The following is a 26,956-nucleotide window of genomic DNA, read 5'->3' as shown; positions in this document are numbered from 1 at the left end:
CCGAGCAATACTGCTTAGAAGAGGGTTTTTTTAATAACTTTTAATATTTTAGATGTGTCCAAGCAACTTAAATGCTCGATAGGTCAGAGGTTGGCGAGATATACAATTACTGCTCTTTAACTTTATTATCTGGGTTCTTATTACCGGTAGTTTCAGGCTCAATATTTTCATCTACAGAGCTATCGTCTTCGTCGCTACTTGCAGCCTCAAGCGCAGCAATCCAGTTCTTCATCACATCAATTTCAGTTTGCTGGTTATCAATGACGTCTTGCGCCAACTGACGCATCTCTTCATCTGTCCCATATTCGAGCTGAACTTTTGCCATATCAACAGCGGCAATATGATGAGGTAGCATACCGCGTGCAAATGCCATATCAGGCACGGGATCAGCCACACCCAAAGTCATTTCGCCATGCATATTTTCCATGCTCTTAGCATATGCTTGCTGCATTGCCACAGTATTTGGCTTAGGTTTGGCAGCATCAGGATGGCTAGCCAGCCACTTGTTTAAGACATCGATTTCAGCTTGCTGTGCCGTGATGACGTCTTGAGCAAGTTGGCGCATCGCTTCGTCAGTACCATACTTGAGCTCTATTTTTGCCATCTCTACCGCGCCGCGATGATGTCCCAACATGCCTTTAGCGAAAGCGGTATCAGGATCGTTATAACCCATCCCAATCATCATCTCGTCATGCATTCTCGTCATTGATCTCGTATAGTCTCTGAGCATATCGCTCATTTGAGACTCATCACTGACACTGTTATCACTGTCATTTGTTAGAGTATCATCTGCCATATCGTCATGCTCAGCATGTGGCATATCAGTCACTGGCGGTGAGGTTTCTTCCGCAGGATTTGATTGGCTGTCCTCTGTCGTTGGCTGACAGGCACTCAATACAAGCGCCGCAGAAATGCTAGTGACCAACGAAAGAAAACGACGAGAAGCAATCATGACATATCCCTATTGTGAAAAGACCAAACGATAAATGGATAATACCTATTATACATAATCAATTACGTGCTGAATGTTAGCAGATAAACCTTACCCATTCGAGACACTATGTTTAACAGGTCGTAATATATTAGTGTCAGAGCTTTATGTTAGGGAATAAACAGCCAAACAGTGTGAATTAATCAATAGTATTTAAACTTAAAACCATCTAAACTAGTTAGAAATACCTAGCTGACGACAGTGTTCGCTAGTTAGATGAACGCGTACAAACTCCCCAACAGCTAAATCACCTAGCTCAAATCCTGCCATTGACCAACGTATCAAACGCAGACAAGGCAGACCGACATGCGCTGTCATACGTCTAACTTGACGATTTTTACCTTCGTATATTGTCAGCATTAGCCATGAGTCCGGTACGCTTTTGCGCTCACGTATTGGCGGATTGCGCTGCCAGAGTACCAGCGGTAGCTCATCTTCACTGACGTGTTTGACCTCGGCAGGTAGCGTTTTACCATCTTTTAAAACCACGCCACGTTTGAGCTTATTGATTTGCTCAGTAGTAGGCGTTCCTTCTACTTGCACTAAATAAGTTTTACCTTGTTTGCGCCCTGCATTGGCTTTTGGCGGATGAGTAATTGCTTTATTAACGCGACCATCATCGGTCAAAATCATCAAGCCCTCCGAAGTAGCATCTAGCCTACCAGCAACTCGCAAAGCTTTATCGGTAAAGTATTGCGATAGGGTGGTGTGATCGTTATTACTGTCATCTCTAAACTGACTTTGCACGCCATAAGGCTTATTGAATAAGATGAGACTAGAAGTAGACATAAAACGGTGTTTCCTAGTGTTTGATGGACAGTGAATCATTGTAGCGTATGTTTTGTAATGTAGAGCTAGTATTAAGCGGCAAGACTAAAAGCGATATATTTAATGTGCTGTATGCTACATGACCTGCTACAAAAGTAGGACAGCGCTTGTATAGATTTACTGTTATCCTAAATCCGCATTCTGATAGTGGTATTTATATTTCTGATATAGAAATATCTACTATCTGCAAGCGACAATCATTGTTTGGGTCTTTATGTTCATCTTTTAGCTTCGAGCTATTTTTAACGTTGTTCAAATCAATGACGCAAGTGTCGTACTCATCAAAGCTTTGCTTAGCCGATAAGCGCCCAAAGCGTTATAACTATAATAAAACGGTTAGCATAACAAAGTGTCTAGTTCGCTTGCGACGTCCAACATACAACCAAGGAGTATCATCGATGTCATATGATAAGGTTATCGTGCCAAGAGACGGCGAAAAAGTGACCGTAAACGCAGATTTAACATTAAATGTTCCCAATCATCCGATCATTCCGTTTGTGGAAGGTGATGGAATCGGTGTAGATATCACGCCTGTCATGATAAAAGTAGTCAATGCTGCGGTTGATAAAGCGTATCACGGCAAGAAGTCTATCATTTGGATGGAGACTTATCTTGGTGAAAAGGCAGCGAAAGTATATGACGGCGATTATTTGCCAAGCGAGACGCTAGAGATTCTAAAAGACTACGTCATTAGTATCAAGGGTCCATTGACCACGCCAGTGGGTGGTGGCTTTAGTTCGTTAAACGTCGCAGTGCGCCAAAACCTCGATCTGTATGTCTGTCAACGCCCCGTACGCTGGTTTGAGGGCGTACCAAGCCCAGTGCAGCATCCAGAGCTGACGAACATGGTTATTTTCCGTGAAAATACAGAAGATATCTACACGGGTATCGAGTGGAAAGCGGGCAGTGATGATGCCAAAAAAGTTATCAATTTCTTAAGAGATGAGATGGGTGTGACCAGTATTCGCTTCCCTGAAGACTGCGGCATCGGTATCAAGCCTGTCTCAAAAGAAGGCTCTCAGCGCTTAGTACGTAAAGCGATTCAGCATGCCATTGATAATGATCTGCCAAATGTGACCCTAGTGCACAAAGGCAATATCATGAAGTTTACTGAAGGCGCATTTAAGGATTGGGGCTATGAGCTAGCAGCAGAGCGTTTTGGTGCAGAGTTATTAGATGGCGGTCCATGGATGACTATGAAAAATCCAAAAACGGGTAATGATATTATTATTAAAGACGTCATCGCTGATGCGTTTTTGCAGCAGATTTTGATGCGTCCTGCAGATTATTCTGTAGTGGCAACGCTCAATCTAAACGGTGACTATATCTCTGATGCATTGGCCGCTGAAGTAGGCGGTATTGGTATCGCACCTGGTGCAAATAAAGGCGGCGCGATCGCTGTTTATGAAGCGACGCACGGTACTGCACCCAAGTACGCTGGTCAAAATAAAGTGAACCCAGGCTCATTGATATTGTCTGCTGAGATGATGCTTCGTGATATGGGCTGGGCGGAAGCAGCTGATCTTGTCATTAGCGGTATCCAAGGGGCGATTGCAAATAAAACAGTCACGTATGATTTTGAGCGTCTGATGCCAGATGCTACCTTATTGAGTACTTCTGAGTTTGGTAAGGCGATTATTAAGCATATGGAAGCCTAAGACTACTTAAGCTCTCAGCATTCTATTTTATTACTATGTATCAAAAGCCGCCTGATTATATAGGTGGCTTTTTTTATTTCACTCTTTATAAAGATTTTAGAAAACATAAAAAAACACCTCAACGTTCTAAGACGGTTGAGGTGTTTTTTACCAAGACTTAAACTTGCTTAATCGCTGCTAGGTATAAAAACCAAAAGCGATTAGGCTTAATGGTTTAAGAGCAGTTACTTAAAATTATAGCGATGCCAAAGTCTCGTTAAACAAAGCGCTTGGACGCATTGCTTTCTTAGCCAATTCTTCATCAGCATAGTAGTAGCCTTTGATGTCTACTGGCTTGCCTTGAGCTTGGTTAAGTTCTTTAACGATGGCTTCTTCGTTCTCTTTTAGCTTTTGCGCGAATGGTGTAAATTGCGCTTTTAGCTCGCTATCTTGATCTTGCGCTGCAAGCTCTTCTGCCCAGTACATCGCTAGATAGAAGTGGCTACCACGGTTGTCGAGCTCGCCAGTTTTACGTGATGGCGACTTATCGTTTAGTAGCAGTTTTTCTGTTGCTGTATCTAGCGTGTCTGCCAAGATTTGAGCTTTAGCATTGTTGTCGTTGTTTGCTAGATGCTCCAACGATACCGTCAATGCCAAGAACTCACCAAGTGAATCCCAACGTAGATGGTTCTCTTCTGTCAGCTGCTCAACATGCTTTGGTGCAGAACCACCAGCGCCAGTTTCAAACAAACCGCCGCCTTTCATTAGTGGTACAACTGATAGCATCTTGGCACTGGTACCTAGCTCTAAGATAGGGAACAAATCAGTTAGGTAATCGCGTAGAATGTTACCAGTCGCAGAGATAGTATCTAGACCACGAGCAACGCGCTCTAGGGTATAACGCATCGCACGAACCTGAGACATAATCTCGATATGTAAGCCAGTAGTATCATGATCTTTTAGATACGTTCTAACTTTTTTGATTAGCTCGTTTTCATGTGGACGGTATGGGTCTAACCAGAAGATAACAGGCGTATCTGATTCACGAGCACGGCGTACGGCAAGTTTTACCCAGTCTTGGATAGGCTCATCTTTAACCTGACACATGCGCCAGATATCACCTTTCTCAACGCGTTTTTCGAGTAGTACTTCATCAGTATCAATATCGACGATACGTGCAATACCAGCATCGCTAGACTCAAAAGTCTTATCATGCGAGCCATACTCTTCAGCTTTTTGAGCCATTAGGCCAACGTTAGGAACGGTGCCCATGGTTTTTGGATCAAAGTTACCATGCCATTTGCAGAAGTTGATCATTTCTTGGTAAATACGCGCAAAGGTAGACTCTGGCATGACGGCTTTACAGTCATACATTTTGCCATCAGCACCCCACATTTTACCGCCTGAACGAATCATCGCTGGCATAGAAGCATCAACGATTACATCACTTGGTGAATGGAAGTTGGTGATACCTTTTGAAGAGTCAACCATTGCCAGACGTGGGCGATGCTCTTGACACGCATGTAAATCACGCTCAATTTCTTCACGCTTTGAAGCTGGTAGCGTTGAGATCTTGTCGTATAGATCTGCCATACCGTTGTTGACGTTGATACCTAGCTCATCAAAGAAAGCGCCATGTTTCTCGAAAGCTTCTTTATAGTAGATTCTGACCGCATGACCAAAGACGATAGGATGCGAGACCTTCATCATAGTCGCTTTCACGTGTAGTGAGAACAAGATACCAGCTTCGCGGCAATCTTCCATTTCACGCTCATAAAACTCTAATAGTGCTTTTTTGCTCATGACCATCAGGTCGATGACTTCTTTATCAAGCAAAGCAATTTTAGGCTTTAATACTTTTTGAGTACCGTCATCAAGTAACAACTCCATACGTACCGTACGAGCTTTATCTAATGTCATAGATTGCTCGCCATCGTAGAAGTCGCCACCATGCATGTGTGATACGTGCGTGCTTGACCACTGCTTCCATTCACCCATAGAGTGTGGATGCTTGCGTGCATAGTTTTTAACTGCTTTAGGAGCGCGGCGATCTGAGTTACCTTCACGCAGTACTGGGTTCACTGAACTGCCTAAGCTTTTGCCATAGCGCTTGCGTAGCTCTTTTTCTTCGTTAGTTTGTGGATCTTCTGGGAAGTTAGGGATGGCATAGCCTTTGCTCTGTAGCTCTTTGATAGCAGCTTTTAACTGCTGTACAGAAGCACTGATGTTTGGCAGTTTAATGATATTGGTGTTTGGATCTTGAGTCAGACGACCTAGCTCAGCTAAGTTGTCAGGAACACGTTGCTCTTCGGTCAAGTATTCAGGGAATTCAGCCAAGATACGCGCTGCAACAGAGATGTCGCTGGTTTCAACTTCAACGCCTGCTGTTTTGGTGAATGCTTCGACAATAGGTAAGAACGACAGAGTCGCCAGCGCTGGGGCTTCGTCAGTTTTTGTATAAATAATTTTTGACATTTTAGTTAGATCTTCCTTTAGGCTGTAGTTAATAATAAAGCTTAAATATAGTGTTGAATATGCGTCAATGATACTATGCAATAATCCATGATATGGTTAGAACAAGTACTTCATATGTAGCTTCTTAGAAATTTTTAAGACAGGTCAGACATTTTCTTTTAATAATATTCACGAAAAAAGCATTTAAAGGCAACACGTTAACAGTCGGTGCAAAATTGCCTAAAAGTGAATCACTGACGCTACATTATAATCAATCCACTATAAATCCGATAGGATGTCAATCGTATACCATGAACTAAGTATACTGTTTTAGCTCGTATCCTATGGTTTCGAATTATACTAAGCTAATAACAACCTTATTCTACCAGTCATCGGCTTCGATATCATCTTTTCCATACAACTACTGTTTTTTCATGACGTTTTATATTGATCTTACTGCCCATGAGCGCAGTCATGCAAACCACTCGCGTTATCGTTGGTGGTTTTTTATTGGATGCAGATAAGTTTTTGCAAATTGTGACAGCAATGACGTAAAAATTTGCTAGTCTAGGTCATCAATAGATTGGTTATCGATAAATATATCGCGATTATAATAGTGACGGTGAATATGAGTTTAGAGTATGCGCTGATTAATGATACCAGCTGGCAGAGCCAAACAGAGTGGCAGACGCCAGATACCCCTTTTATGTCATTCGCTTTTTGGCAAGCACTGACTGACACCGGAGCAATTGGTGAGCAGGCAGGGTGGCTACCGATATTTATTTTGGTACATCGTGTCACAGACTATGCCGATAGTGAAAATAGCACCGATACCTTAGCAAATAGCGCGGCAGAAAATACATTGCAGCCTGTGGCCGTCATGCCAGTATTCATAAAAGGTCATCATCGCGGTGAGTTTGTATTTGATCATGCATGGGCTGAAGCTTATGCGCGCTATGGCGTTGATTACTATCCGCGATTGGTCACTAGCGCACCATATACACCGATTACTGGTCAAAGGATTTGGTTGGCAAAAGGTGAAGCCTTGAATGAAGATATCCTCAGAACGGCCATCGCAGGTATTGATGATATCGCTCAACAAGTAGGCGCCTCAAGCTGGCATGGACTGTTTGTGATACCTGAGCTTGCCTCTATCGCCACCACATCTATGCCAACTGAAATTGATGTAGAGCTTGCCATAGCGGCTCAAGAAAGCGGCGTAAAGTCAGCTGGTATTGAGATACCGATATTTGAGCGTCAAGGTTGCCAGTTCTTATGGCAAAATAAAGACTTGCTTAATGATAGTAAGCCATTTGCAGATTTCGATGCTTTTTTGATGGTCTTAAAAGCCAAAAAACGCAAAACCATTCGGGCTGAGCGCCGTAAAGTTGCCGAGCAAGGCATTAGTTGCCAGCGAAAATGCGGAGATGCTATCAGCAATGCTGACTGGAAAGCTTTTTATCACTGTTATGTGATGACCTATGCAGTACGCGGACAGCAGCCTTATTTGTCGATAGACTTTTTTATGGCATTGGCAGCGAGCATGCCGGAGCATATAATGCTTGCGCAAGCACTCGATGCCAGTGGTGAGATTATCGCGAGTAGTTTGTTCTTATATGATAAGCCTGATAGTGACAAGGCTGATGGTAGTGGTGATAATAATGCTACCTTATATGGTCGTTACTGGGGTGCGCTAGGTGAGTATGACAGCTTGCATTTTGAGCTGTGCTATTACCAAGGTATCGAGTTTGCTATCGAGCAAGGGTTGATGTCTTTTGATCCAGGTACGCAAGGCGAGCATAAGCTGGTACGTGGTTTTATCCCAACGACGACACATTCTATCCATCGTATCTATGATCCGCGTTTTGTACCAGCGATTGGCGATTTTTGTGCTAGAGATCGGATGCATATGGCGCAGTATCGTCAGCAGGCCTTTGAAGCTTTGCCTTTTAATGCAGACAATATGCCTGAATTTGATGGCAGTGCTTCATAGCAGTGCTTCATAGCAGTAACCAGCTTTGACTCACTCTGCTTCTATCTGCAAACACTTTCTAACTATCAAACATCCTATAAAAAATACTAGCCATAAACTATGACCAGCAATTCTTCTAATTCTACCAATGATTTACCTCCTAATGAACTCTTACCTTGGCTAAATGCTGAAGGCTCTCTCACTGCGATATTAGAAGAGAAGGCAGGGCAGCCGCTGTGTGTAAAACGCAGCTTTGAGGGCTATCGTTCGCTGACTTTAGGTCAAAAAAAGCAGCTGGGTATACAAGGCATGATGATAAATCGTCCAATGCTGGCATGGGTACGGGAAGTGCAGCTATATGGCAATGATGAAATGCCATGGGTGCAAGCACAGAGTGTCTTTCCTTTAAACAGTTTAAAAGGTCAGTCGCATCGTTTGCAGCATTTGAAGAACACACCTATCGGCTACGTATTGTTTAAGCGTTGCCGTACCTTGCCAAATGAGCGTTTTATCAGTCATACCAGTGACGGTTGGCAACGACAAACGCGTTATGACTGGCATGGTCGTAAGATAATGATCAGTGAAACGTTCCTACCAGCGTTCTTGTAATCACTTCACTATAATAGTCACTTCACTATAAAAGTATTGCTGTGTTAACCTCGCTTGAGGTATTTAATATAGATCTACACTCGGCTGCCTTGTATTACTTTTAAATTGAATCGACTATATCTAGCCACATTTAAAAATATTTTATGCCTAAAACAGCATAAAAGGGCGGGCAAGAGAAAAAATTCAGCGGATAAATCCTTTATTTTATTGGCTATTTATCTGTGTTATATAGTCATTTAATTCGCTCATCCTAAGGTGAGGTTTTTTTGCGCTCACAGCACAAATTTTCATGTTACACTTAATCTTTCGCGATGGTATCGATGCAAATGTACATCGATTTTATTGACGAATCAGTCAAGTTAATAACAGGTCAGTCGCCTGTATTTATTCTTATTTCAATCTTTGCTAATAGACTCCATTCACAATAATGGTCGTACCATAAAACAGACTGCAGAAAAACAGCGTGCAGAGGTATTAATAGTACTTCAGCGACGTTGACGCAGTAGTTGTTTTATTGTGGGCAGGCTATAAGCTTCTTTTCAATGACGTTTTTTAATGACAGTCACTACTTAGGACATCACTATGTTTAAAGATATTTCTATCAAAGATTTTGATCCAGTACTTGCTGAAGCGATGGCCGCAGAAAGCGTTCGTCAAGAAAACCATATCGAGCTTATCGCCTCTGAAAACTACTGCTCACAAGCAGTGATGGAAGCACAAGGTACCGACCTTACCAACAAATACGCAGAAGGCTATCCTGGCAAGCGTTATTATGGTGGTTGTGAGCATGTGGATGTGGTTGAGCAATTGGCTATTGACCGTGCTAAAGAGTTGTTCGGTGCAGAGTATGTGAACGTTCAGCCGCATTCTGGTAGCCAAGCAAACTCAGCCGTATTTTTAGCATTGCTAGAAGCAAATGACACTGTACTAGGCATGAGCTTAGACGCTGGTGGTCACTTGACGCATGGCGCACATATCAACTTCTCAGGTTTGAACTACAATGCCGTACAGTACGGATTGGTAGATGGCACTGGCCTTATTGATTATGACCAAGTAGAGAGCTTGGCGCGTGAGCATAAGCCAAAAATGATCATCGCGGGTTTCTCAGCATATTCACAAGTAGTTGATTGGCAGCGTTTCCGTGACATCGCGGACGAAGTAGGCGCGTATCTATTGGTCGATATGGCTCACGTTGCAGGCCTAGTTGCTGGCGGTGTTTATCCAAACCCAGTACCTTTCGCTGATGTGGTCACAACGACGACGCACAAAACCCTACGTGGCCCACGCTCAGGTATGATTTTGGCGCGTGATGAAGTATTGGCTAAAAAGCTAAACTCAGCTGTATTCCCAGGCAACCAAGGTGGCCCGTTGATGCATGTTATCGCTGCAAAAGCGGTTTGCTTTAAAGAAGCGTTAGAAGATAACTTCAAAACGTATCAGCAGCAAGTAGTGAAAAATGCGCAAGCCATGGCAAAAGTGGTTCAAGAGCGCGGCTATGAAGTCATCTCTGGCGGTACTGAAAACCATCTGATGCTGATCAGTCTCGTTAAGCAAGAAATGACGGGTAAAGAAGCAGACAAATGGCTTGGTGAAGCACACATCACTGTCAATAAAAACGCTGTACCAAACGATCCAAAATCACCATTCGTGACTTCTGGTATCCGTATCGGTACGCCAGCGATTACTACTCGCGGTTTCAATGAAGCACAAGCGGGCGAGTTGGCAGGTTGGATCTGTGACGTACTAGACAGTCGCGGTGATGAAGCGGTTGCTACTGAAGTACGCGCTAAAGTAGAAGCTATTTGTGCAGAATTACCAGTCTATGCTAAAAATCAGTAAACTTTAGAATGGTAATAAAAAAAACCGCTAAGCTTTTGCTTAGCGGTTTTTTTGTTATTGCTCTCTATAAATATTAGAGCATTTAACGCAAACCTATATTGGTATTGCTATTTAGCTCTTTTAATTATATTTAAGTCTATTGTTTAACCTGAAGATTACTACCGACATTTTTCGATAAATGTAGTGATCTTGACTGAGTTTTGGTATTAGTTTCAAGGAGCTAAGTTGATGTTTAATTAAGAAAAATGTGTAAATCTCTTTGTTTATACAAAAATATTAGTATATAGTCAGTATTGAACATTTAGTAATAATACTAATACAAATTATAATAAATAGTTACACTTTGTATTAGTATCGCTGTAATTGATTGAATAATTATATAAATATTATTTTCAATAGAGGGATTTACATGAAAAAACAATCTTTAGTCGCAACGATGCTATTACTCAGCACGACTCTTGCGCAAGCAGCAGAACAATCAGGTTTAGCAGCATTTGGAGCAGGTCTCGATGGCTTTATGGCCAATATATTCGGCTGGTTCGTCGACCTTATTTTCTTTTCAGTACCTCTTGGAGACGTCAGCTTCCCGCTCATTGTGGGTTGGTTATTAGTTGCCGCACTCGTATTCACTTTTTACTTTGGATTTATTCAGTTTCGCCAAATAGGCTTGTCTTTAGATATTGTTAGAGGCAAATATACCGATCCCAATCCCGCCAACAAAGAAGAAGGCGAGGTCAGCCATTTTCAAGCCTTAGCTACTGCGTTATCAGGTACTGTTGGTCTTGGTAATATCGCAGGCGTTGGTGCAGCACTTGCTATTGGTGGACCTGGTGCTACCTTTTGGATGATTATGGTCGGCCTATTCGGTATGGCGACTAAGTTTGTAGAATGTACGCTAGGTGTTAAATACCGTACGGTACTACCCTCTGGCGTCGTATCAGGTGGACCTATGTACTACCTAAGCCGCGGTATGGCTGAACGTGGTATGGGCGGATTAGGTAAGTTTCTGGCTGTTGGTTTTGCACTCATGTGTATATTGGCGACCTTTGGTGCTGGTAACATGTTCCAAGGCAACCAAGCCTTTGCAGTCATGAGCTCTACGTTTAGCATTCCAACGGACTACAGTGTATTCTTTGGTATTGGCTTAGCATTTTTAGTCGGTATGGTTATCATTGGTGGTATGCCGCGCATCGCAACCGTTACCGAAAAAGTCGTACCCTTTATGGCTTTGTTATACATTACTATGGCGGTAATCGTACTGATTGCTAACTTTAATCATATCGGTACTGCATTTGGCGAGATTTTCTCGGGTGCCTTCACTGGTGCTGGTGTGGCTGGTGGCTTCATTGGCGCATTGATTCAAGGTTTAAAACGTGCAACTTTCTCTAACGAAGCAGGTGTTGGTTCAGCCGCTATTGCTCACTCAGCAGTAAAAACCAAAGAGCCTGCTACTGAAGGTCTAGTAGCGCTATTAGAGCCTTTCATTGATACGGTTGTTATCTGTACGATGACGGCGCTTGTTATTACTATCTCTGGGGTCAACACTGCCGCAAACTTACAAACCCAAGCGCTTACTGGTGTGGATCTAACCCGTGCAGCCTTCATGGAGACGGCGCCTATCTTCCAGTATTTCCTAGCTGTCGCGGTATTATTATTTGCTTTCTCAACGATGATTTCATGGTCATACTATGGTCTAAAAGCTTGGACTTACCTCTTCGGTGAAGGTAAAGGCGGCGAGATGATATACAAACTTATCTTCTTAATCTTCGTTGTTATCGGTACCATCGTACAGTTCAGCTTTGTTATCGACTTCTCAGATGCGGCTCTGTTCGCTATGGCTATCTTTAACATCATCGGTCTGTACTTCTTGATGCCAATTGTGAAAAGAGAGGTTAACTCTTTCATAGCGCGTGTGAAAAGTGGTGAAATTAAAAAGTATAAATAATGGGTTCGATTGAACACTCTGTTATAACTTGATAATTAAAAAAGCCCGCCAAGATAAGTCTTGGCGGGCTTTTCGATGGCTAATATTTGTTATTTGTTAGATATCTATTAAGTTTTGATCTGTAACAGCATCAGCCTACATAAACGGCAGCTTCGTAAATATCTGTAGTATCGTGGCATTAACGATATCAACGAAGAACGCACCTACCATTGGCACAATCAAGAATGCTTTAGGTGAAGGCAGATAGCGATCAGTGACTGCCTGCATGTTCGCAATCGCTGTCGGTGTCGCACCCATACCAAAACCACAATGCCCCGCTGACAATACAGCCGCGTCGTAGTCTTTACCCATAATTTTAAAGGTAATCAGGTAAACGTAGATAATCATAATGATGGTCTGTACGACCAATATGACTAGTACAGGACCTGCCAAATCGGTCAATTGCCAAAGTTTTAAAGACAATAATGCCATCGCTAAAAATAGGCTTAAAGAAGCATTACCAAGTACATCAATTGAGCGGTCAAACATATCAAAATTGAAGACCATCGTCAGTACATTGCGAATGATGACACCGCCTGCCAGTGCCCATACGAAAGTAGGCAGCTCAAACCATGTACCTTCAGCAACGATGGCCATCACATCGGCAAAAGCCAAAGCACCTGCGAATAGTGCCAAGGTTTCGATAGTAGAAGAAGCGGTGATAAAGCGCATGCTATCAGGTCTTTCAAAGATATCTTTATTACTACCTGCAGACTCTTCATCATGTTTGGTGCTATATAACGACTGTGCACCAGCAACTTTTTCGATATCGCTAGGATCAGGGTTGGCTGGTGTTGGTTTTAATCCAAGTCGATTAATCAAGCGACGAGCAACAGGACCGCCAACGATACCACCCGCGACCAAACCATAAGTAGCAACCGCGATACCAAGTGTCGTCGCACCGACCACACCGTAGTCTTGTTCTAGCGTGATTCCCCAAGCGCCTGCTGTACCATGACCACCCGTTAGAGCGATAGAACCTGTCACTAGACCGAGCAAAGGATCAAGTCCTAATGCACTTGCCATAGCCACACCAACGACGTCCTGCAATACAATGAATACTGAAACAACGATAGTAAAAATCAGTAATGGTGTACCGCCTGCTTTTAATCGACTAAAATCAGCGCTCAGACCGATGGATGCAAAGAACATCAACATAGTGGCGGTCTGTAATCCTTGATGAAAGTTAAAACTATATCCCCAAACCATATTGAGAGCATAGACAACAATTGCCGCGACCAAACCACCAGCAACAGGTTCTGGAATATTAAAGTCTTCTAAAAACTTGACCCTTCGCACCAAAAACCGCCCAAGTAGCAGCACTAAGGTGGCCAATATCAGGGTGTAATAACCGTTTAAGGTAATCTCCATAGGTTAATCCTTTCTATAAAATAAATTAACCTGAATTCGGGATAAATATGGCTTTATCTCGAATTCAGGTTTCTATGATGACGAATAATTATCGGTGACTATCGGCGGTCAGGCTTGCAATATATAAGCTGTTAGCGACTAACTTTCTAAAGCATAAGCTTCATCCTCAGATGGCACGATGATCCACAATTGTGGTTTGCCAAATTCTCTAAAGGCATCCTCAATGATGCTTTTAAAGACATTGAAGTCCTCAGTGTTTATCCTTTTGACGTCTGTTAAATCAAGCCTTAAATGAATTGCCTCACTGTCTGTTAGACAATCCCATGCACTGTCCCAGTTGTGTGAAAAATAACTAGGGAAGTCACAGGCCTTGGCCAAACTCGTCAATAGCTCAGTTTTTTCGAGCGTGTCACCTACGGCTATAGTAACAGCCTGCGCAGGAATGCTAGTACCCAGTGCTGTACCGTTTTGGTTAATGTGGTCTTGATTAACATGGCTTTGATTAACGTAGTGGATTGCTTGGTTTATACTTTCTCGATTCGTATCGGCTTTGTCCGTATTCTCTTGGTTCATATTTTCTTTTTTCATATTAAGGCACCTGTAGTCTTTGGAAGCTATCATAATGGTCGACAGTCAAGTAATAGACGGTAGGTGGGTTACCACCTGTGACGATACGCCGTGCGCCGCGATGAGAGACACCAGGGGTGGGCACGGTATATTCGCGGTAGTAGCCTTGTGACTGGACGGGTAGTCTGCCTTCACGGTTATAAAAGGTCGTACCATCTTTATTTGGATAAGGAAACGGGCCGCCTTGCTGAATAAGCGCAATCGTATTATCGACCTGTGCATCACCTGTTATACCAGCACGGGCGACTTGGCTTGTATTATTATTTACGTCCTGCGATACCGTTGTCGACTCGATGCTATCAGCAAACAATGTCGAATTTAAATCGCCAAAAAAATAGAAAGCGACGGCGATTATAGCGATAAGGCTAAATAGCGTAGAGCCTAAGCTTCTTTTATTGGGTTTGCTATTGTGACTGCTACGATTTGAGTTACGAGTGCGTTGATTGCTATTTCTATTAGCATTAGTAGGGGTATAGCTTGGAATATCTGATGCAGTATCTTGGTCAAGGCTCAATGAAGACGAGGTCACTTCAGTGGCTCTCAATTGGTTTTTGTCGTTACGGGCACTGTTAAAGTAGACACTTTGACCAACCGTTATAGGCTTCGCCAGTCTTGCTTTGCTAATATGAAAGAACACATCTTCACTTTGATTATCTACATCGATAAAGCCGTAGCCTTTATCTTCATTCCAGTGCTTAATCTTGCCACTTTGCATGGTCGTACCGCTCCCTATAATTTAAATGCCTTAACTAAAATACTTATGATTCAAACGAAGAAACGCCAGCATAATTGCTGACGTTTTTGATTACTCGTTTTGATAGTGAATGCTGGTATGATTAAGCACGGGTTTCGCCATGCCCATAAACGATCCATTTTTGCGAAGTCAGACCTTCAAGACCGACAGGACCACGCGCATGGATTTTGTCCGTTGAGATACCAATCTCAGCACCGAGACCGTATTCGAAACCATCAGCAAAACGGCTAGAAGCGTTAATCATGACGCTAGCCGAGTCCACTTCACGGATGAAGCGCTGCGACTTGGTATAGTTATCAGTGATGATGACATCGGTATGATGGCTGCCGTGCGTATTGATATGTTCAATCGCCTCATCAATACCTGCGACCACTTTTACCGCTAGGATAGGAGCTAAGTATTCAGTATCCCAATCCTCAGAGGTGGCAGCTGATAGATGACCTTTAAGCTTAGCATTTTCATTTAGGATAGCTTGTGATTTGTCATCAAGGCGTAGTTGCATTGCGTCATCAGCCGCGACGATGGCTTCTGCTATTTTAGGTAATAGCTCATTAGCGACTGCTTCATCGACCAGTAGCGTCTCCATTGTATTACAAGTGCCGTAGCGATGTGTTTTGGCATTGACACTGACTTTAATCGCAATCTCAGGATCTGCATCACTATCGATAAAGGTATGGCAGTTACCGTCTAAATGCTTAATTACAGGTACTTTTGCATCGTTACTGATACGCGCAATCAGACCTTTACCACCACGTGGGACGATGACATCGACGTATTCAGTCATGGTAATCAGCTCACCAACGGCTGCACGATCGGTCGTCTGTAGCACTTGCACGCTATGTTCCGATAGATCAGTATGGCTAAGTCCTTCGATGATGCATTTGGCAATGGCTTGGTTAGACTCAAAGGCTTCAGAACCACCGCGTAAAATAATGGCATTGCCTGATTTGAGCGCCAGTGAGGCAGCCTCTAAAGTCACGTTAGGGCGCGACTCATAAATCATACCGACCACACCAAGTGGCACGCGCATTTTGCCCAAATGAATACCCGATGGCTGATAGGTCATGTCAGTGACTTCACCGATTGGATCAGGAAGGCTAGCGACATCTTTAAGGCCTTGTAGCATACCGTTAAATCGTGCTTCGTTTAGCTCCAAGCGGTCGAGGAGTGCGCTATCAAGATTGTTTTTTTGACCGTTGTCCATATCGATTTTATTGGCAGCCAAGATGTCTTGTTTGGCATTGACCAGCTCATCATGAATGGCTAATAGTGCTGAGTTTTTATCGCCGGTGTTGGCAGCAGCCAGCGCGCGAGAAGCGGCTCGTGCTTGCTTGCCGACAGACTGCATATAGGCCGTAATATCCGTAGTATTCGATTGACTCATAAATTATTTTCCTTATGTGATACAGGTTTTTTATAACTAAAAGCGCCCAGTTTTATATAGGTAAAAGTACCTAAAAAGGCGAAAAATGTCGCAAAAGAAGAAGTTTTGAATGCCTACTTAGATAGCGGTAGGTCATTATGCTATTTAACATAGAGTAGATTGAGACGATAGTAAAGATGATTTTGTGAACAGAATCCGCTTTGCAGCGCTCTTGTAGGGGCTTATTTAAAGTAATATTGCTGATGCTAAGCGGTGTTTATTTAAAATAAGCGCGTTATCAGTACTACACTATATCTTTACGTGTTTTTAACAGAATTGCGCTGTAAATACTAAGGTAGCTGCGAGATATCCTCAGTATAGTAAGCATTAAAACAGCAAGGCTATCAGTAGGTAGTACTTAATCTTATTATAATGAGTGATGGAGAACGAACATGGCTACGAAAAATACAACTTATAAAAATTGGTTAACGGTTGGCTTGGTAGCAGGTGCTCTGGCATTAGGCGCTTGTAGCAAAAAAGATGACACACCAATGGAGACTGAAGCTGATACTACTGTAGACGCTCAAACCTCTGTAGAAGAAAGTGCAACAGCGAGCGACTCTGATGATGTGGCCGTTGCTAGTGCCGATGATGAGGGTATGGACGTTACCAATAACGATGATGTGGCAGTGGCGACAGCAGAAGATGCAGATATGATGGATGGTACTGAAGACTCAGAGCATGTATCGACGTACTAATCGCATGCTATAGAATGCACTAGCGCCATATTAAATGTACTAAGCACATACTATAAATAGGCAGTTATCAGATAACACAACGTCTCGTATTCTAAAGTGATAAAATAAAGCCCAGAGCGATAAATGCAGTCTGGGCTTTTTTGTACTCGCGGTTTGTTAGAAGCTGATTAACCCGTTGGTTAAATACAATATTTGCCTTTTTACTGCGTAATAAGAGACAATATGGCATTTTTCTCTTTGCCTCATCAGGCATATTACGATAATGCATCTAGATGCTTGTACTATATATAGATATAGCTCTTATTTTATTCGTGTTTTCACTCATATTTATTGGAAGTCTGCTGAACCATGCTTGATACTGCAAAAAACCCGACTCGGCCTATCGCCCTAGACTTACAAGACATCCATAAAAGCTACGGCTCATTAGAGGTATTGAAAGGGGTATCCCTGACTGCCTATGATGGCGATGTTATCTCTATTTTGGGCTCATCTGGCTCAGGTAAGTCGACGTTGCTGCGTTGTATTAATCTTCTAGAAAACCCCAATCATGGCCGTATCTTGATTGGTAATGAAGAGCTAATGCTAAAACCTGCCAAATCAGGTGAGTTACAAGCAGCAGACGTGAAACAGCTAGAAAGCTTGCGTGCTCGCGTCGGGTTTGTCTTTCAGAACTTCAACCTATGGCCGCACAAGACAATTCTACAAAATATTATCGAAGGGCCAACGCAGGTCTTAAAGATTAAAAAAGACCAAGCGATTAGCGATGCAGAAAAACTGCTTGATAAAGTCGGCCTGCTCGACAAAAAAGATGCTTATCCTGCTAACTTATCTGGCGGTCAGCGTCAGCGTGTCGCAATCGCTCGTGCACTTGCTATGCAACCACAAGTTCTATTATTTGACGAACCAACCTCTGCGCTAGATCCTGAACTGGTCAACGAAGTGCTTGCAGTAATGCGCGAACTAGCAGAAGAGGGGCGTACGATGCTTATCGTTACTCACGAAATGCGCTTTGCCCGTGAAGTATCAAGCAAAGTCGTCTTTTTACATCAAGGTGTGGTTGAAGAAATTGGCACACCTGAGCAAGTCTTTGATAACCCTACCTCTGAGCGTGTCAAAGACTTTATGGCATCACACCGTCCTACTTAGTTGTTAACTATTAGTTTTTTGCTTAATATCATGTCCAATACAGATGGTGGCAACGCTCTTGCCATCATTTGCCCTGCCATATTTAAAATCACTGTAACGTAACCATTGTTGACTGTTTATTGCCCAATGATAACTATGAGTATGCAAAACGTTTGTTTTTGATATTTTACTCAGGTATTATCAAAAGGTTTATAGGCCGTCACGTCTCGTGGCTGTCTGTTATTCTGCTATCTATATTGCTTGTCTGGCAGGGACGTCAGAGAACAAAATATCAGAACCCTAAGTCAGAAAATCCTGTCAAAAACTTATGTAAAACCCATCAGAATTTAAGGAACGTATGATGTCGAATTCTCGCCTATTGTGGTCATCGATGACCGTTACTGCTGCATTGATGTTGAGCGCTTGTAGCCAACCTGCCGATGAAACTACCGATACCAACGCTGATGCCCCTGCAGCAGAAACCACTGGTAAAACCATTCGTATCGCTACCGAAGGCGCTTACCCTCCATTCAACTACACCAATGCCGACGGTAGCTTGGCAGGTTTTGATATCGATGTTGCCAATGCCTTGTGTGATCAAATGCAAGCCAAGTGCGAAATCGTTGCACAGGACTGGGACGGTATCATCCCTGGTCTATTGGCACAAAAATATGATGCGGTGATTGCAGGTATGTCTATTACTGCTGAGCGTCAAGAAAAAGTTGATTTCAGCGAGCCGTACTTTGCCAATACAATGGTATGGCTGACCAATACGAATGGTGGTTTTGATCCTATGGCGATTAAAGATGCAACGCTTGGTGGTCAACGCTCTACTACGCCAGGTGCTTATCTACAGGATAACTACGAAGGCAAAGAAGGCAACACAGTTCAGCTATATGACAACTATGACAATGCCTATCTAGATTTAAAATCTGGTCGTAGCGATGCCGTATTGGCTGAAAAAGTTTCTGCCAAATCATGGTTAGCAGAAAATGCAGCGGGCTTCGGTATCGTTGGTGATGAAATTGATAACGATGACAATATTGCCATTGCTGTACGTAAAGGTGACTCACTCAAAGCTGACTTTGACAAAGCATTGAGCGAAATCCGTAGTAACGGTGAGCTTGCACGTCTTGAGCAGATGAACTTTGGTCAATAATGACTCACTGAAGATTTATGCTTAGAACAAGTAACGTTTGATGCGAATAATGCTTAAAACCAAGCATGTTTCAAATAAACGGTGTTTATAAGCATAAATCAGCAAGCAGTGATTGACGATACAGCTGGTAAATATATTAAGGAATAAAACTTATGACAATTTCAATGACATCATCAATGAGCAAAAAAGCATTGTGGCTAGCACCGCTTAGCGCAGCAATGCTAATGCTGGCAGGTTGTAACAATAGCTCAGCACCAGCAGAAAATGCTGAAGCTGATACCGCTACTGAAGCGCCTTTAAATATCAAAATCGCGACAGAATCAAGCTATAAGCCTTTTAGTTATACCGATGCAGATGGCAAACTGATTGGTTACGAGATTGAGCTGGTTGACGCATTATGTGCACAAATGAAAGCTGAGTGTGAAGTCATCTCTCAAGATTGGGATGGTTTGATTCCAGGGCTTAACGCACAGAAATTTGACGCAGCTATCGCAGGTATGTCTATCACGCCTGAGCGTAAAGAAGTGGTTGATTTCAGTGACCCTTACTTCCATAGCGGTATCATCTTGATCGGCAAAAAAGGTGATGACTTAAGCGTAGAGTCGCTAACAGGTCTACCAATTGCCTCACAGCGCTCAACTGTTGCCTCGCAATACCTACAAGACGAGCATGCAGATGCTGATATCAAACTATACGATACGCAAGACAATGCTTATTTAGATCTGACCTCAGGTCGCGTGCGCGGTATGATGTCTGACAAAGTAACGGGTATCGACTGGTTAAAAACAGACGCAGGCAAAGGCTACGAAGTTAAAGGTGAAGAAATCAGCACCAATGATGATGCAATGGGTATTGCCTTCCGTAAAGGCGATCCGTTAGTTGCTAAGTTCAATGCAGCATTGGCTGAGCTAAAAGACAACGGCACCTATGATCAAATCACGGGTAGCTATTTTGGTACTAGCTCAACGGCTGCAGCACAAAAAGCGGTGGCAACAACTGATAGTGTCGAAGAAGTAATGGTCGCTGAAGAAGAAGCGCCAGCTAACTAATACTATATCTAGCAGTTTGACTGCTGTTGTTTGAAGACGTGTTGTTTACTCAAGAAAAAACCAAGGATGATCATGAGCAACCATTGTGCCCCAATCTGTACCACGACTGGCAAATTTAACATTAATGTAGCCAGTCGTCTGTCTATGTCATTGTTTGCACTAGCGACGGCCTTTACTGTTGCTGGCTGTAGCAATAGCCAAGAGAATGCCGCTGATACCAATCCAGAGGCTACCGAAACAACGGCAGCCTCTACAGGTGATGTATTACGTATCGGTACAGAAGGGGCCTATGCGCCTTTTAACTATACCAATGCCGATGGGACACTGGGTGGTTTTGATGTTGAGATAGCAAATGCACTCTGTGCGGATATGCAGGTGACCTGTGAGATTGTGGCGCAGGACTGGGACGGTATTATCCCTGGTCTAAAAGCGGGTAAGTACGATGCAATCGTAGCCGCGATGTCTGTTACTCCAGAGCGTTCGCAGCAGGTGAGCTTTACCGATCCGTACTTTAGCAATGCCTTGGTTTTTTTGGCCAAAAAAGACAGCAGCTTTGACCCTAGTAACAACAGTGATATCGACTCGCATTCTATTGCTGCACAGCGTTCAACTATCTCATCACAGTGGCTAGAAGACACGTATCCAAAAGCCGATATGAAGCTTTATGATACGTTGAGCAATGCGTTTTTGGATCTCGGTTCAAACCGTGTCGATGCGATGATTTCTGATAAGCTGCCTGCGATAGAATGGCTGAGCTCAAATGCTGGTAGCAAATATGCGCTAAAAGGTGATGAAATCGATATTAATGATAACTTTGCGATAGCGGTACGCCCAGGCGATCCGCTACAAGCAAAGATTAATCAGTCTCTTGCCAATATAAAAGCTAATGGTACTTACGATAAAATCAATCAAAAGTACTTTGCGGTGCCAGCATCTGCAACGAGCACAGTTGATGAAGACGCAAATACAGGCGCAGATACAAATACTGCCGAGCAACCAGCGACAGAAAACGCTAGTTAATAGCGAACAGGAATTAAAGATAGCAGTCAAAAAATATTGTTTTGATCAATAAAAGGATATCGCCATCATGGTGATGTCCTTTTTTATTTGCCGTTATATCAAAGAATATACATAATAGCCGCCTATCAATTTTGCTCAAATTTAGTCGGCTTATTGTATGCCTCTAGAGGCAAGTGTCTGTTTAAGTACGGTTTAGGCGCAGCTTTTACGCGTCAGTATTAACATCACGGCGAGTGAATATGATAAAATCAGCGCTCATTTCTACTGTGTCAATTATCGCAGCGTTAATCGTATTCTTCTGACGTCATTTTTTGATGCCGACCATCCCTATTGATTTGGTATAAAATACGGTGTTTCGCCGCGTTCAGCTATTGATGCTGATTCTTTTAACTCATATTTTGCAAATTGCTAATATAAAGAGACTGAGTGGATAATCGTGTTTGACTTACAAGGATTTGGCGCGCTTTTATTAAGCGGCGCTACCGTCACCATACAGCTAGCTGTGACCAGTTTAATTATTGGTTTGGCTTTAGGCTTGCTCGGCGCAACCGCAAAGATGTCCAATATCTGGTTGCTGCGTAAACTTGCGACTGTCTATACTGCGACGATGCGCGGTATTCCTGAGCTGCTATTGGTGCTCTTTATTTACTATGGCGGCTCTATTTTATTGATGAGCATCCTCAAAAAGTTCGGCTATAACGACTATGTCGAGATTAGCGCTTTTTGGGGTGGTGTCATGGCGCTGTCTATTGCTTTTGGTGCGTATGCGACTGAGATTTTTCGCATGTCCATTCAAGAGATTCCAGTAGGGCAGCGAGAGGCTGCGCAAGCGATTGGTATGCGTCCTTTTCAGACTTTTTATCGCATCACGTTGCCGCAAGTGTGGCAGATTGCTTTGCCAGGTCTGGGAAATTTATTTCTGGTACTGCTCAAAGATACCGCATTGGTATCGGTCGTGGGTCTCAAAGACATCATGTATCAGTCATCGCGTGCAGCACAGTCTACACAGCAGCCGTTTACCTTTTATATGGCAGCAGCGATTATTTATTTGGGTCTGACCATGTTGATTACTGGCTTTATGATGTGGCTTGAGTGGCGCGCCAATCCTGCGGCACGCTATGCCAAAAAGATAAGCCGTCAATCCACTCACAGTCAATCGACCATAGGGTAGAGGAGAGATACTATGGATTGGAATTGGCAGGTCATTTTTGACCATATCCCTGATTTACTAGGTGGCGCGGTATTGACCGTACAGCTGGTTTTGTTTTCAGGTGTGATTGGATTGCTGTTTGGTTTGGTTTTGGCGTTATTACGACTGTCTAAGAATTGGGTGGTACAGATACTACCATTCCTGTATATCTTCTTTTTCCGTGGTACGCCGCTGCTGGTACAGATATTCCTGATTTATTATGGTTTAGGTCAATTTGAGGCCGTACGCGAGTCGTTCTTGTGGGAGCCAGTACTTAGCCAAGCATATTGGTGCGCCATCATCGCCTTTACCCTGAATACCAGTGCTTATCTCGCAGAGATTATACGCGGTGCGATTCAGACGATTCCGATTGGAGAGCTTGAAGCTGCTGATGCGCTTGGTATGTCAAAATGGCAAAAGCTAACACGCGTTACGCTGCCGCGCGCATTTGGTATTGTGATTCCAGCGTACAGTAACGAAGTTATCTTTATGCTAAAAGGTAGTGCGCTCGCTTCGACTATTGCATTGATGGATATCACAGGTGTGGCTCGTACGATTAGTGCGCGTACCTATACCTTGATGGAGCTATTCTTTGCCGCTGGTATCGTCTATCTACTGCTGTCATGGGTTATCTTGTTTAGCTTTAGAATGTTTGAAAAACGTATGAACCGCTACGCCAGTTATGTACCACCAGATGTGGTGACCAATACGATTCCATAGTTAGCAGTTAGCAGTTAGCAGTTAGCAGTTAGCAGTTAGCAGTTAGCAGTTAGCAACTAAAAATCGTCAAAGTCACTGTAGACAATATAGTATGGACTGCTGATAAAATAGCCATCATTTACAGGGAGAGTTTAGTATGAGCCAATCGCCACACGAGTCATTAGCGAACGCCATTGCAGCTGGTGTCAATGCCGAGCAGGGCGCTATCAATCATAATGAAAGATTACGTGCTTCTATTGGTAAAGTCGTCTGTGTCGGTCGCAACTATGCGGCACATGCTGCAGAGTTGGGCAATGAAGTACCAACCACACCGATACTGTTTATGAAACCTGCGTCTTCAGTGGTCTCTATCCGTGGTGATGTGGTTCGCCCAAGTCCAGAGTTATTTGGCGAGACTCACTACGAGGCCGAGCTATGTATTCAGCTATCAGCTGATTTATCTAGGGCGACGATTGAGCAAGCTAAGCAAGCCATTGGTGGCGTGACATTAGGACTGGATTTGACCTTGCGTGATTTGCAAAGCAAGCTAAAAGAAAAAGGTCATCCGTGGGAGCGTGCTAAGTGTTTTGACGGAGCTTGCGTCCTTGCTGATTGGCTCGACCCACAAGCGTTTGGCAATCTGCAAAGTGTACAGTATCAGCTATCTATCAATGATAAGTTAACGCAAGATGGCGATAGTGCCTTAATGCTATTTCCTGTCTATGAATTGCTGGTCAATATTAGCCACGCCTTTAGCTTGCAAGCAGGTGATGTGATTATGACTGGTACGCCAAGCGGCGTTGGTGTGTTGCAAGCAGGTGATCAGTTGAAGCTAAAACTGGGTGCTCATGAATGGGTATCACAAGTACAGTAAGCTTGATTGCAATAACAAACGCATATTAAAAACCCCGAGCAATTGCTTGGGGTTTTTACTTTTAAGCCTTTATATTTATTTTTTAAATTTGCTAACGGCCAAACAATTCTATCTTAAAATTATTTTGTTTCTCAAGAATCATCAGTACAGTCGATTGTCATCAGTTTGTCACCTATTGTTCAGCGTAATGTCATAAAGGTTGAGTAGACTTAAGCGGAATTCGTATTTTTGTGGTCGTAATGAGAAAGCCGCGATCAACTCTCTGCCAATCTAGCCTAATAGCAAGGTGACTGATAATGACATTATTGAACAATGAGCGAACGCTTGCCCACGAAGTGGTTGAAGACTCAAATCCTACTAATAATACTGACTTTCAGACGATTATCAATCGTCGATTGAACCGCCGTAGTATCCTAAAAGGTGGCACAGGGTTGACGGCTGCTGCGTTTTTTGGCGCATTACCTTTGGTCGGTTGTAGTGAAGACGACGATAGCAGTATTGTTGGTGATGACGATAATGCCGCTATCCCTGCACAAGGTGATTTAAAGCGTCCTGATACCTTAAAGTTTGAGGCAGTCGCGCATTCAACAGCAGAGACAATGACCGTAGCAGCAGGCTACAAGGCAGAGATGATATTACCGCTTGGTACGCCGCTGAATTCTGGTATCGAGGATTGGAAAGACAATCGCGAGCAATCAGCAGAGTCATTTGAATGGCGTATGGGTGACAATCATGATGGGATGTGGTTCTTTGGCAAAAACGGTAACGCTTACGATGCCAAAGCGTCAGAAAACAGCTTGCTAGTCATGAACCACGAATACGTCAACAGCAGTGAGCTTAGTCCATTTGGCTATTACGTCACTCAAGATAACGATGCTGCGCCTATTTTTCAAAACCGCCGTCTCGCAAGCGACGTCCGCCGTGAAGTCAATTGTCATGGCGTCTCGGTGGTTGAGTTAACTCGCCGTGCAGATGGTATGGGTTATGAGATGGTACCTGATTCTAAATACAATCGCCGCATTACCAGTAGTACAACAGCACAATTGGCTGGCCCTGTGGCAGGTTCTGCTCTGGTCAAGACCAAGTTTGATCCGACAGGCTATCAGACTCGTGGTATCAATAACAACTGCGGCGCAGGTCTGTCACCTTGGGGTACTTATCTGACTACCGAAGAGAACTTCTTAGGTGTGTTTGCCCGTGGACAAGATGCCAGCCAATTGAGCGCTGGTGATAACTATGCGCGCGAGCGCTACGGTGCGGTGGAGGACTTCCCAGGTTGGGAGTATTTATGGCATACCCCAGAGGCAAAGGATGCCAAAATAGCAGACGAGTTCTCACGCTGGGATATGACCGCAGTCGGTGCCAGTGCTGCTGAAGATTATCGCTACGGCTTTAACACTTTCGGTTATATTACTGAAATTGACCCATTTGACCAAAACTCTATACCGCAGAAACGTACCGCACTGGGCCGATTCGCTCATGAAAACTGCGCGTATGCTCCTGTCGAGCAAGGTAAGCCAGTAGTCTTCTATATGGGTGATGACGCCCGAGGTGAGTACATTTATAAGTTTGTCTCCAAAGCGATGTGGTCAAACTCGGACATAGGCGGTGGACTAAAAGCAGGTGACAAATATCTGAATGACGGCACGCTATATGTGGCGGTATTTAACGAAGATGGTAGCGGTGAGTGGAAAGCTCTCGTCCACGGTCAAAACGGACTGGATGTTTTTAATAGTGTACTGCCGTTCAATGGACAGGATGAAGTATTGGTCTTTGCTCGTGCTGCTGCCGATGCTGCTGGTGCTACTAAGATGGATCGACCTGAATGGGTATCGGTCAGTCCCATGACGGGCGATGTCTACGTGACATTAACCAATAACAAATATCGCGGCGTACGTGACGACCAGCCTGTCTCAGCTTCCAATCCGCGTAGCTATCAGTCAAGCGGAAAAGCGCTTGGTAATGATAATGGCCATATTATTCGCTGGGCAGAAGCAGGCGGTGACCATGCCGCAACAAGCTTCGAATGGGATATCTATCTGTTTGGTGCGCCAAGTGATTTATCAGCAGAAAACCTCTCTCAGTTAAATGACAATAATGACTTCTCTTCACCTGATGGGCTATATTTTGACCCGCGCGGTGTCTTATGGATTCAGACAGATGACGGCGCTTATACCGATACCAGTAGCTGTATGTTGCTCGCGGCTCTACCGGGTAAGGTCAGTGATGGAACGATGACGACCACATCGGCAGGGCAGTCAACCCGAGTCGGCACATCTGCTAGCAATGACAATATTAAACGATTCTTTGTTGGTCCTGAAGGATGCGAAGTAACAGGTATTACCATGGCACCAGATTTCAAAACGCTGTTTATCAACATCCAGCATCCTGGTAACACATGGGGCGCTGTCGCTGGCGGTAGTATTCCTCGCTCAGCGACTGTGATGATTACTCGCGAGGATGGCGATGTCATTCTGGCAGAATCATTTGATACGGCTGATAGTACGACGTAGATGGATAAGCTGTAGGCGTATATTAGACACAACCAGAGTACTCATAACCATAAGAATCCCAAGTGAAGGCTTGGGATTTTTTATTATTATATTGATTTAATAGTTAAAGAGACCGTCTATCACTCATCTGGCTCTGCTAGT

General features: G+C 43.6%; 21 protein-coding genes. 14 read left to right on the top strand and 7 right to left on the bottom strand.

All coding sequences use genetic code 11. From position 1 onward, the window contains the following. Window positions 1–106 precede the first annotated feature (106 nt). Window positions 107–952, bottom strand: coding sequence for a DUF305 domain-containing protein (locus tag ACI2IW_RS06195; protein ID WP_404693049.1), 846 nt, complete (start codon window positions 950–952; stop codon window positions 107–109). Between the two features lie 213 nt (window positions 953–1,165). After that, the gene (locus ACI2IW_RS06190) at window positions 1,166–1,780 is read right to left on the bottom strand and encodes a pseudouridine synthase (RefSeq protein WP_404693048.1); all 615 of its coding nucleotides are present in this window, start codon (window positions 1,778–1,780) and stop codon (window positions 1,166–1,168) included. Window positions 1,781–2,217: 437 nt separating this feature from the next. Between ACI2IW_RS06190 and icd the strand changes: the two genes are divergently transcribed. Beyond that, window positions 2,218–3,477, top strand: coding sequence for an NADP-dependent isocitrate dehydrogenase (gene icd, locus ACI2IW_RS06185; RefSeq protein ID WP_404693047.1), 1,260 nt, complete (start codon window positions 2,218–2,220; stop codon window positions 3,475–3,477). Window positions 3,478–3,711: 234 nt separating this feature from the next. On the opposite strand, the gene ACI2IW_RS06180 is transcribed toward icd, so the two are convergent. Then, on the bottom strand, window positions 3,712–5,931 hold the full coding sequence (locus ACI2IW_RS06180; protein ID WP_404693046.1) for an NADP-dependent isocitrate dehydrogenase: 2,220 nt from the start codon (window positions 5,929–5,931) through the stop codon (window positions 3,712–3,714). A 607-nt stretch (window positions 5,932–6,538) separates the two neighbouring features. On the opposite strand from ACI2IW_RS06180, the gene ACI2IW_RS06175 reads away from it, so the two are divergent. The 4 genes from ACI2IW_RS06175 (at window position 6,539) to ACI2IW_RS06160 (ending at window position 12,275) form a co-directional block, all read left to right on the top strand. After that, window positions 6,539–7,903 carry a GNAT family N-acetyltransferase gene (locus ACI2IW_RS06175; RefSeq protein ID WP_404693045.1) on the top strand — a complete coding sequence of 455 codons (1,365 nt, stop codon included), beginning with the start codon at window positions 6,539–6,541 and terminating at the stop codon, window positions 7,901–7,903. A 99-nt stretch (window positions 7,904–8,002) separates the two neighbouring features. Continuing rightward, window positions 8,003–8,491 carry a chorismate--pyruvate lyase family protein gene (locus ACI2IW_RS06170; RefSeq protein WP_404693044.1) on the top strand — a complete coding sequence of 163 codons (489 nt, stop codon included), beginning with the start codon at window positions 8,003–8,005 and terminating at the stop codon, window positions 8,489–8,491. Window positions 8,492–9,073: 582 nt separating this feature from the next. Next, complete coding sequence (glyA, locus tag ACI2IW_RS06165; protein WP_057758295.1) at window positions 9,074–10,330, top strand: serine hydroxymethyltransferase; 1,257 nt, start codon at window positions 9,074–9,076, stop codon at window positions 10,328–10,330. A 409-nt stretch (window positions 10,331–10,739) separates the two neighbouring features. Then, window positions 10,740–12,275: a sodium:alanine symporter family protein gene (locus ACI2IW_RS06160; RefSeq protein WP_296209558.1), complete on the top strand. Its 1,536-nt coding sequence runs from the start codon at window positions 10,740–10,742 to the stop codon at window positions 12,273–12,275. Between the two features lie 135 nt (window positions 12,276–12,410). On the opposite strand, the gene gltS is transcribed toward ACI2IW_RS06160, so the two are convergent. The 4 genes from gltS to ACI2IW_RS06140 form a co-directional block, all read right to left on the bottom strand. Next, window positions 12,411–13,685, bottom strand: coding sequence for a sodium/glutamate symporter (gene gltS, locus ACI2IW_RS06155; protein WP_057758303.1), 1,275 nt, complete (start codon window positions 13,683–13,685; stop codon window positions 12,411–12,413). A 138-nt stretch (window positions 13,686–13,823) separates the two neighbouring features. Beyond that, window positions 13,824–14,273, bottom strand: a complete 450-nt coding sequence (locus ACI2IW_RS06150; RefSeq protein ID WP_404693043.1) for a barstar family protein — start codon at window positions 14,271–14,273, stop codon at window positions 13,824–13,826. 1 nt (window position 14,274) lies between these two features. Further along, window positions 14,275–15,027: a ribonuclease domain-containing protein gene (locus ACI2IW_RS06145; RefSeq protein WP_404693042.1), complete on the bottom strand. Its 753-nt coding sequence runs from the start codon at window positions 15,025–15,027 to the stop codon at window positions 14,275–14,277. Between the two features lie 121 nt (window positions 15,028–15,148). Further along, the gene (locus ACI2IW_RS06140) at window positions 15,149–16,450 is read right to left on the bottom strand and encodes a glutamate-5-semialdehyde dehydrogenase (protein ID WP_404693041.1); all 1,302 of its coding nucleotides are present in this window, start codon (window positions 16,448–16,450) and stop codon (window positions 15,149–15,151) included. Window positions 16,451–16,881: 431 nt separating this feature from the next. Between ACI2IW_RS06140 and ACI2IW_RS06135 the strand changes: the two genes are divergently transcribed. From ACI2IW_RS06135 to ACI2IW_RS06095, 9 genes are all read left to right on the top strand, one after another. After that, the gene (locus tag ACI2IW_RS06135) at window positions 16,882–17,187 is read left to right on the top strand and encodes a hypothetical protein (protein WP_165598284.1); all 306 of its coding nucleotides are present in this window, start codon (window positions 16,882–16,884) and stop codon (window positions 17,185–17,187) included. Between the two features lie 348 nt (window positions 17,188–17,535). Further along, on the top strand, window positions 17,536–18,333 hold the full coding sequence (locus ACI2IW_RS06130; RefSeq protein WP_057758311.1) for an ABC transporter ATP-binding protein: 798 nt from the start codon (window positions 17,536–17,538) through the stop codon (window positions 18,331–18,333). A 337-nt stretch (window positions 18,334–18,670) separates the two neighbouring features. Further along, complete coding sequence (locus ACI2IW_RS06125; protein ID WP_404693040.1) at window positions 18,671–19,471, top strand: transporter substrate-binding domain-containing protein; 801 nt, start codon at window positions 18,671–18,673, stop codon at window positions 19,469–19,471. A 152-nt stretch (window positions 19,472–19,623) separates the two neighbouring features. Next, complete coding sequence (locus ACI2IW_RS06120) at window positions 19,624–20,520, top strand: transporter substrate-binding domain-containing protein (protein ID WP_101205565.1); 897 nt, start codon at window positions 19,624–19,626, stop codon at window positions 20,518–20,520. A gap of 72 nt (window positions 20,521–20,592) precedes the next feature. Then, a complete protein-coding gene (locus tag ACI2IW_RS06115) occupies window positions 20,593–21,540 on the top strand; it encodes an ABC transporter substrate-binding protein (RefSeq protein ID WP_404693039.1) in 948 nt (315 codons plus the stop codon). Between the two features lie 436 nt (window positions 21,541–21,976). Next, window positions 21,977–22,711: an ABC transporter permease gene (locus ACI2IW_RS06110; protein WP_057758316.1), complete on the top strand. Its 735-nt coding sequence runs from the start codon at window positions 21,977–21,979 to the stop codon at window positions 22,709–22,711. 12 nt (window positions 22,712–22,723) lie between these two features. Then, window positions 22,724–23,449, top strand: a complete 726-nt coding sequence (locus ACI2IW_RS06105; RefSeq protein WP_404693038.1) for an ABC transporter permease — start codon at window positions 22,724–22,726, stop codon at window positions 23,447–23,449. A gap of 136 nt (window positions 23,450–23,585) precedes the next feature. Continuing rightward, on the top strand, window positions 23,586–24,302 hold the full coding sequence (locus tag ACI2IW_RS06100) for a fumarylacetoacetate hydrolase family protein (protein ID WP_201568416.1): 717 nt from the start codon (window positions 23,586–23,588) through the stop codon (window positions 24,300–24,302). Window positions 24,303–24,598: 296 nt separating this feature from the next. After that, complete coding sequence (locus tag ACI2IW_RS06095) at window positions 24,599–26,815, top strand: PhoX family protein (RefSeq protein ID WP_404693037.1); 2,217 nt, start codon at window positions 24,599–24,601, stop codon at window positions 26,813–26,815. Window positions 26,816–26,956: the final 141 nt, after the last annotated feature.

Source organism: Psychrobacter sp. NPDC078501, assembly GCF_044900935.1.
Classification (GTDB): domain Bacteria; phylum Pseudomonadota; class Gammaproteobacteria; order Pseudomonadales; family Moraxellaceae; genus Psychrobacter.
This window is presented reverse-complemented; position numbering and strand designations above follow the sequence as displayed.

Excerpts from the sequence above, each read along its gene's own strand:
- ACI2IW_RS06130 (WP_057758311.1), top strand. The coding sequence starts at position 17,536 with ATGCTTGATACTGCAAAAAACCCGACTCGGCCTATCGCCCTAGACTTA.
- glyA (WP_057758295.1), top strand. The coding sequence starts at position 9,074 with ATGTTTAAAGATATTTCTATCAAAGATTTTGATCCAGTACTTGCTGAA.
- ACI2IW_RS06125 (WP_404693040.1), top strand. The coding sequence starts at position 18,671 with ATGATGTCGAATTCTCGCCTATTGTGGTCATCGATGACCGTTACTGCT.
- ACI2IW_RS06160 (WP_296209558.1), top strand. The coding sequence starts at position 10,740 with ATGAAAAAACAATCTTTAGTCGCAACGATGCTATTACTCAGCACGACT.
- ACI2IW_RS06105 (WP_404693038.1), top strand. The coding sequence starts at position 22,724 with ATGGATTGGAATTGGCAGGTCATTTTTGACCATATCCCTGATTTACTA.
- ACI2IW_RS06140 (WP_404693041.1), bottom strand. The coding sequence starts at position 16,450 with ATGAGTCAATCGAATACTACGGATATTACGGCCTATATGCAGTCTGTC.
- ACI2IW_RS06170 (WP_404693044.1), top strand. The coding sequence starts at position 8,003 with ATGACCAGCAATTCTTCTAATTCTACCAATGATTTACCTCCTAATGAA.
- ACI2IW_RS06195 (WP_404693049.1), bottom strand. The coding sequence starts at position 952 with ATGATTGCTTCTCGTCGTTTTCTTTCGTTGGTCACTAGCATTTCTGCG.
- gltS (WP_057758303.1), bottom strand. The coding sequence starts at position 13,685 with ATGGAGATTACCTTAAACGGTTATTACACCCTGATATTGGCCACCTTA.
- ACI2IW_RS06120 (WP_101205565.1), top strand. The coding sequence starts at position 19,624 with ATGACAATTTCAATGACATCATCAATGAGCAAAAAAGCATTGTGGCTA.
- ACI2IW_RS06150 (WP_404693043.1), bottom strand. The coding sequence starts at position 14,273 with ATGAAAAAAGAAAATATGAACCAAGAGAATACGGACAAAGCCGATACG.
- ACI2IW_RS06175 (WP_404693045.1), top strand. The coding sequence starts at position 6,539 with ATGAGTTTAGAGTATGCGCTGATTAATGATACCAGCTGGCAGAGCCAA.
- ACI2IW_RS06115 (WP_404693039.1), top strand. The coding sequence starts at position 20,593 with ATGAGCAACCATTGTGCCCCAATCTGTACCACGACTGGCAAATTTAAC.
- icd (WP_404693047.1), top strand. The coding sequence starts at position 2,218 with ATGTCATATGATAAGGTTATCGTGCCAAGAGACGGCGAAAAAGTGACC.
- ACI2IW_RS06180 (WP_404693046.1), bottom strand. The coding sequence starts at position 5,931 with ATGTCAAAAATTATTTATACAAAAACTGACGAAGCCCCAGCGCTGGCG.
- ACI2IW_RS06095 (WP_404693037.1), top strand. The coding sequence starts at position 24,599 with ATGACATTATTGAACAATGAGCGAACGCTTGCCCACGAAGTGGTTGAA.
- ACI2IW_RS06190 (WP_404693048.1), bottom strand. The coding sequence starts at position 1,780 with ATGTCTACTTCTAGTCTCATCTTATTCAATAAGCCTTATGGCGTGCAA.
- ACI2IW_RS06100 (WP_201568416.1), top strand. The coding sequence starts at position 23,586 with ATGAGCCAATCGCCACACGAGTCATTAGCGAACGCCATTGCAGCTGGT.
- ACI2IW_RS06145 (WP_404693042.1), bottom strand. The coding sequence starts at position 15,027 with ATGCAAAGTGGCAAGATTAAGCACTGGAATGAAGATAAAGGCTACGGC.
- ACI2IW_RS06135 (WP_165598284.1), top strand. The coding sequence starts at position 16,882 with ATGGCTACGAAAAATACAACTTATAAAAATTGGTTAACGGTTGGCTTG.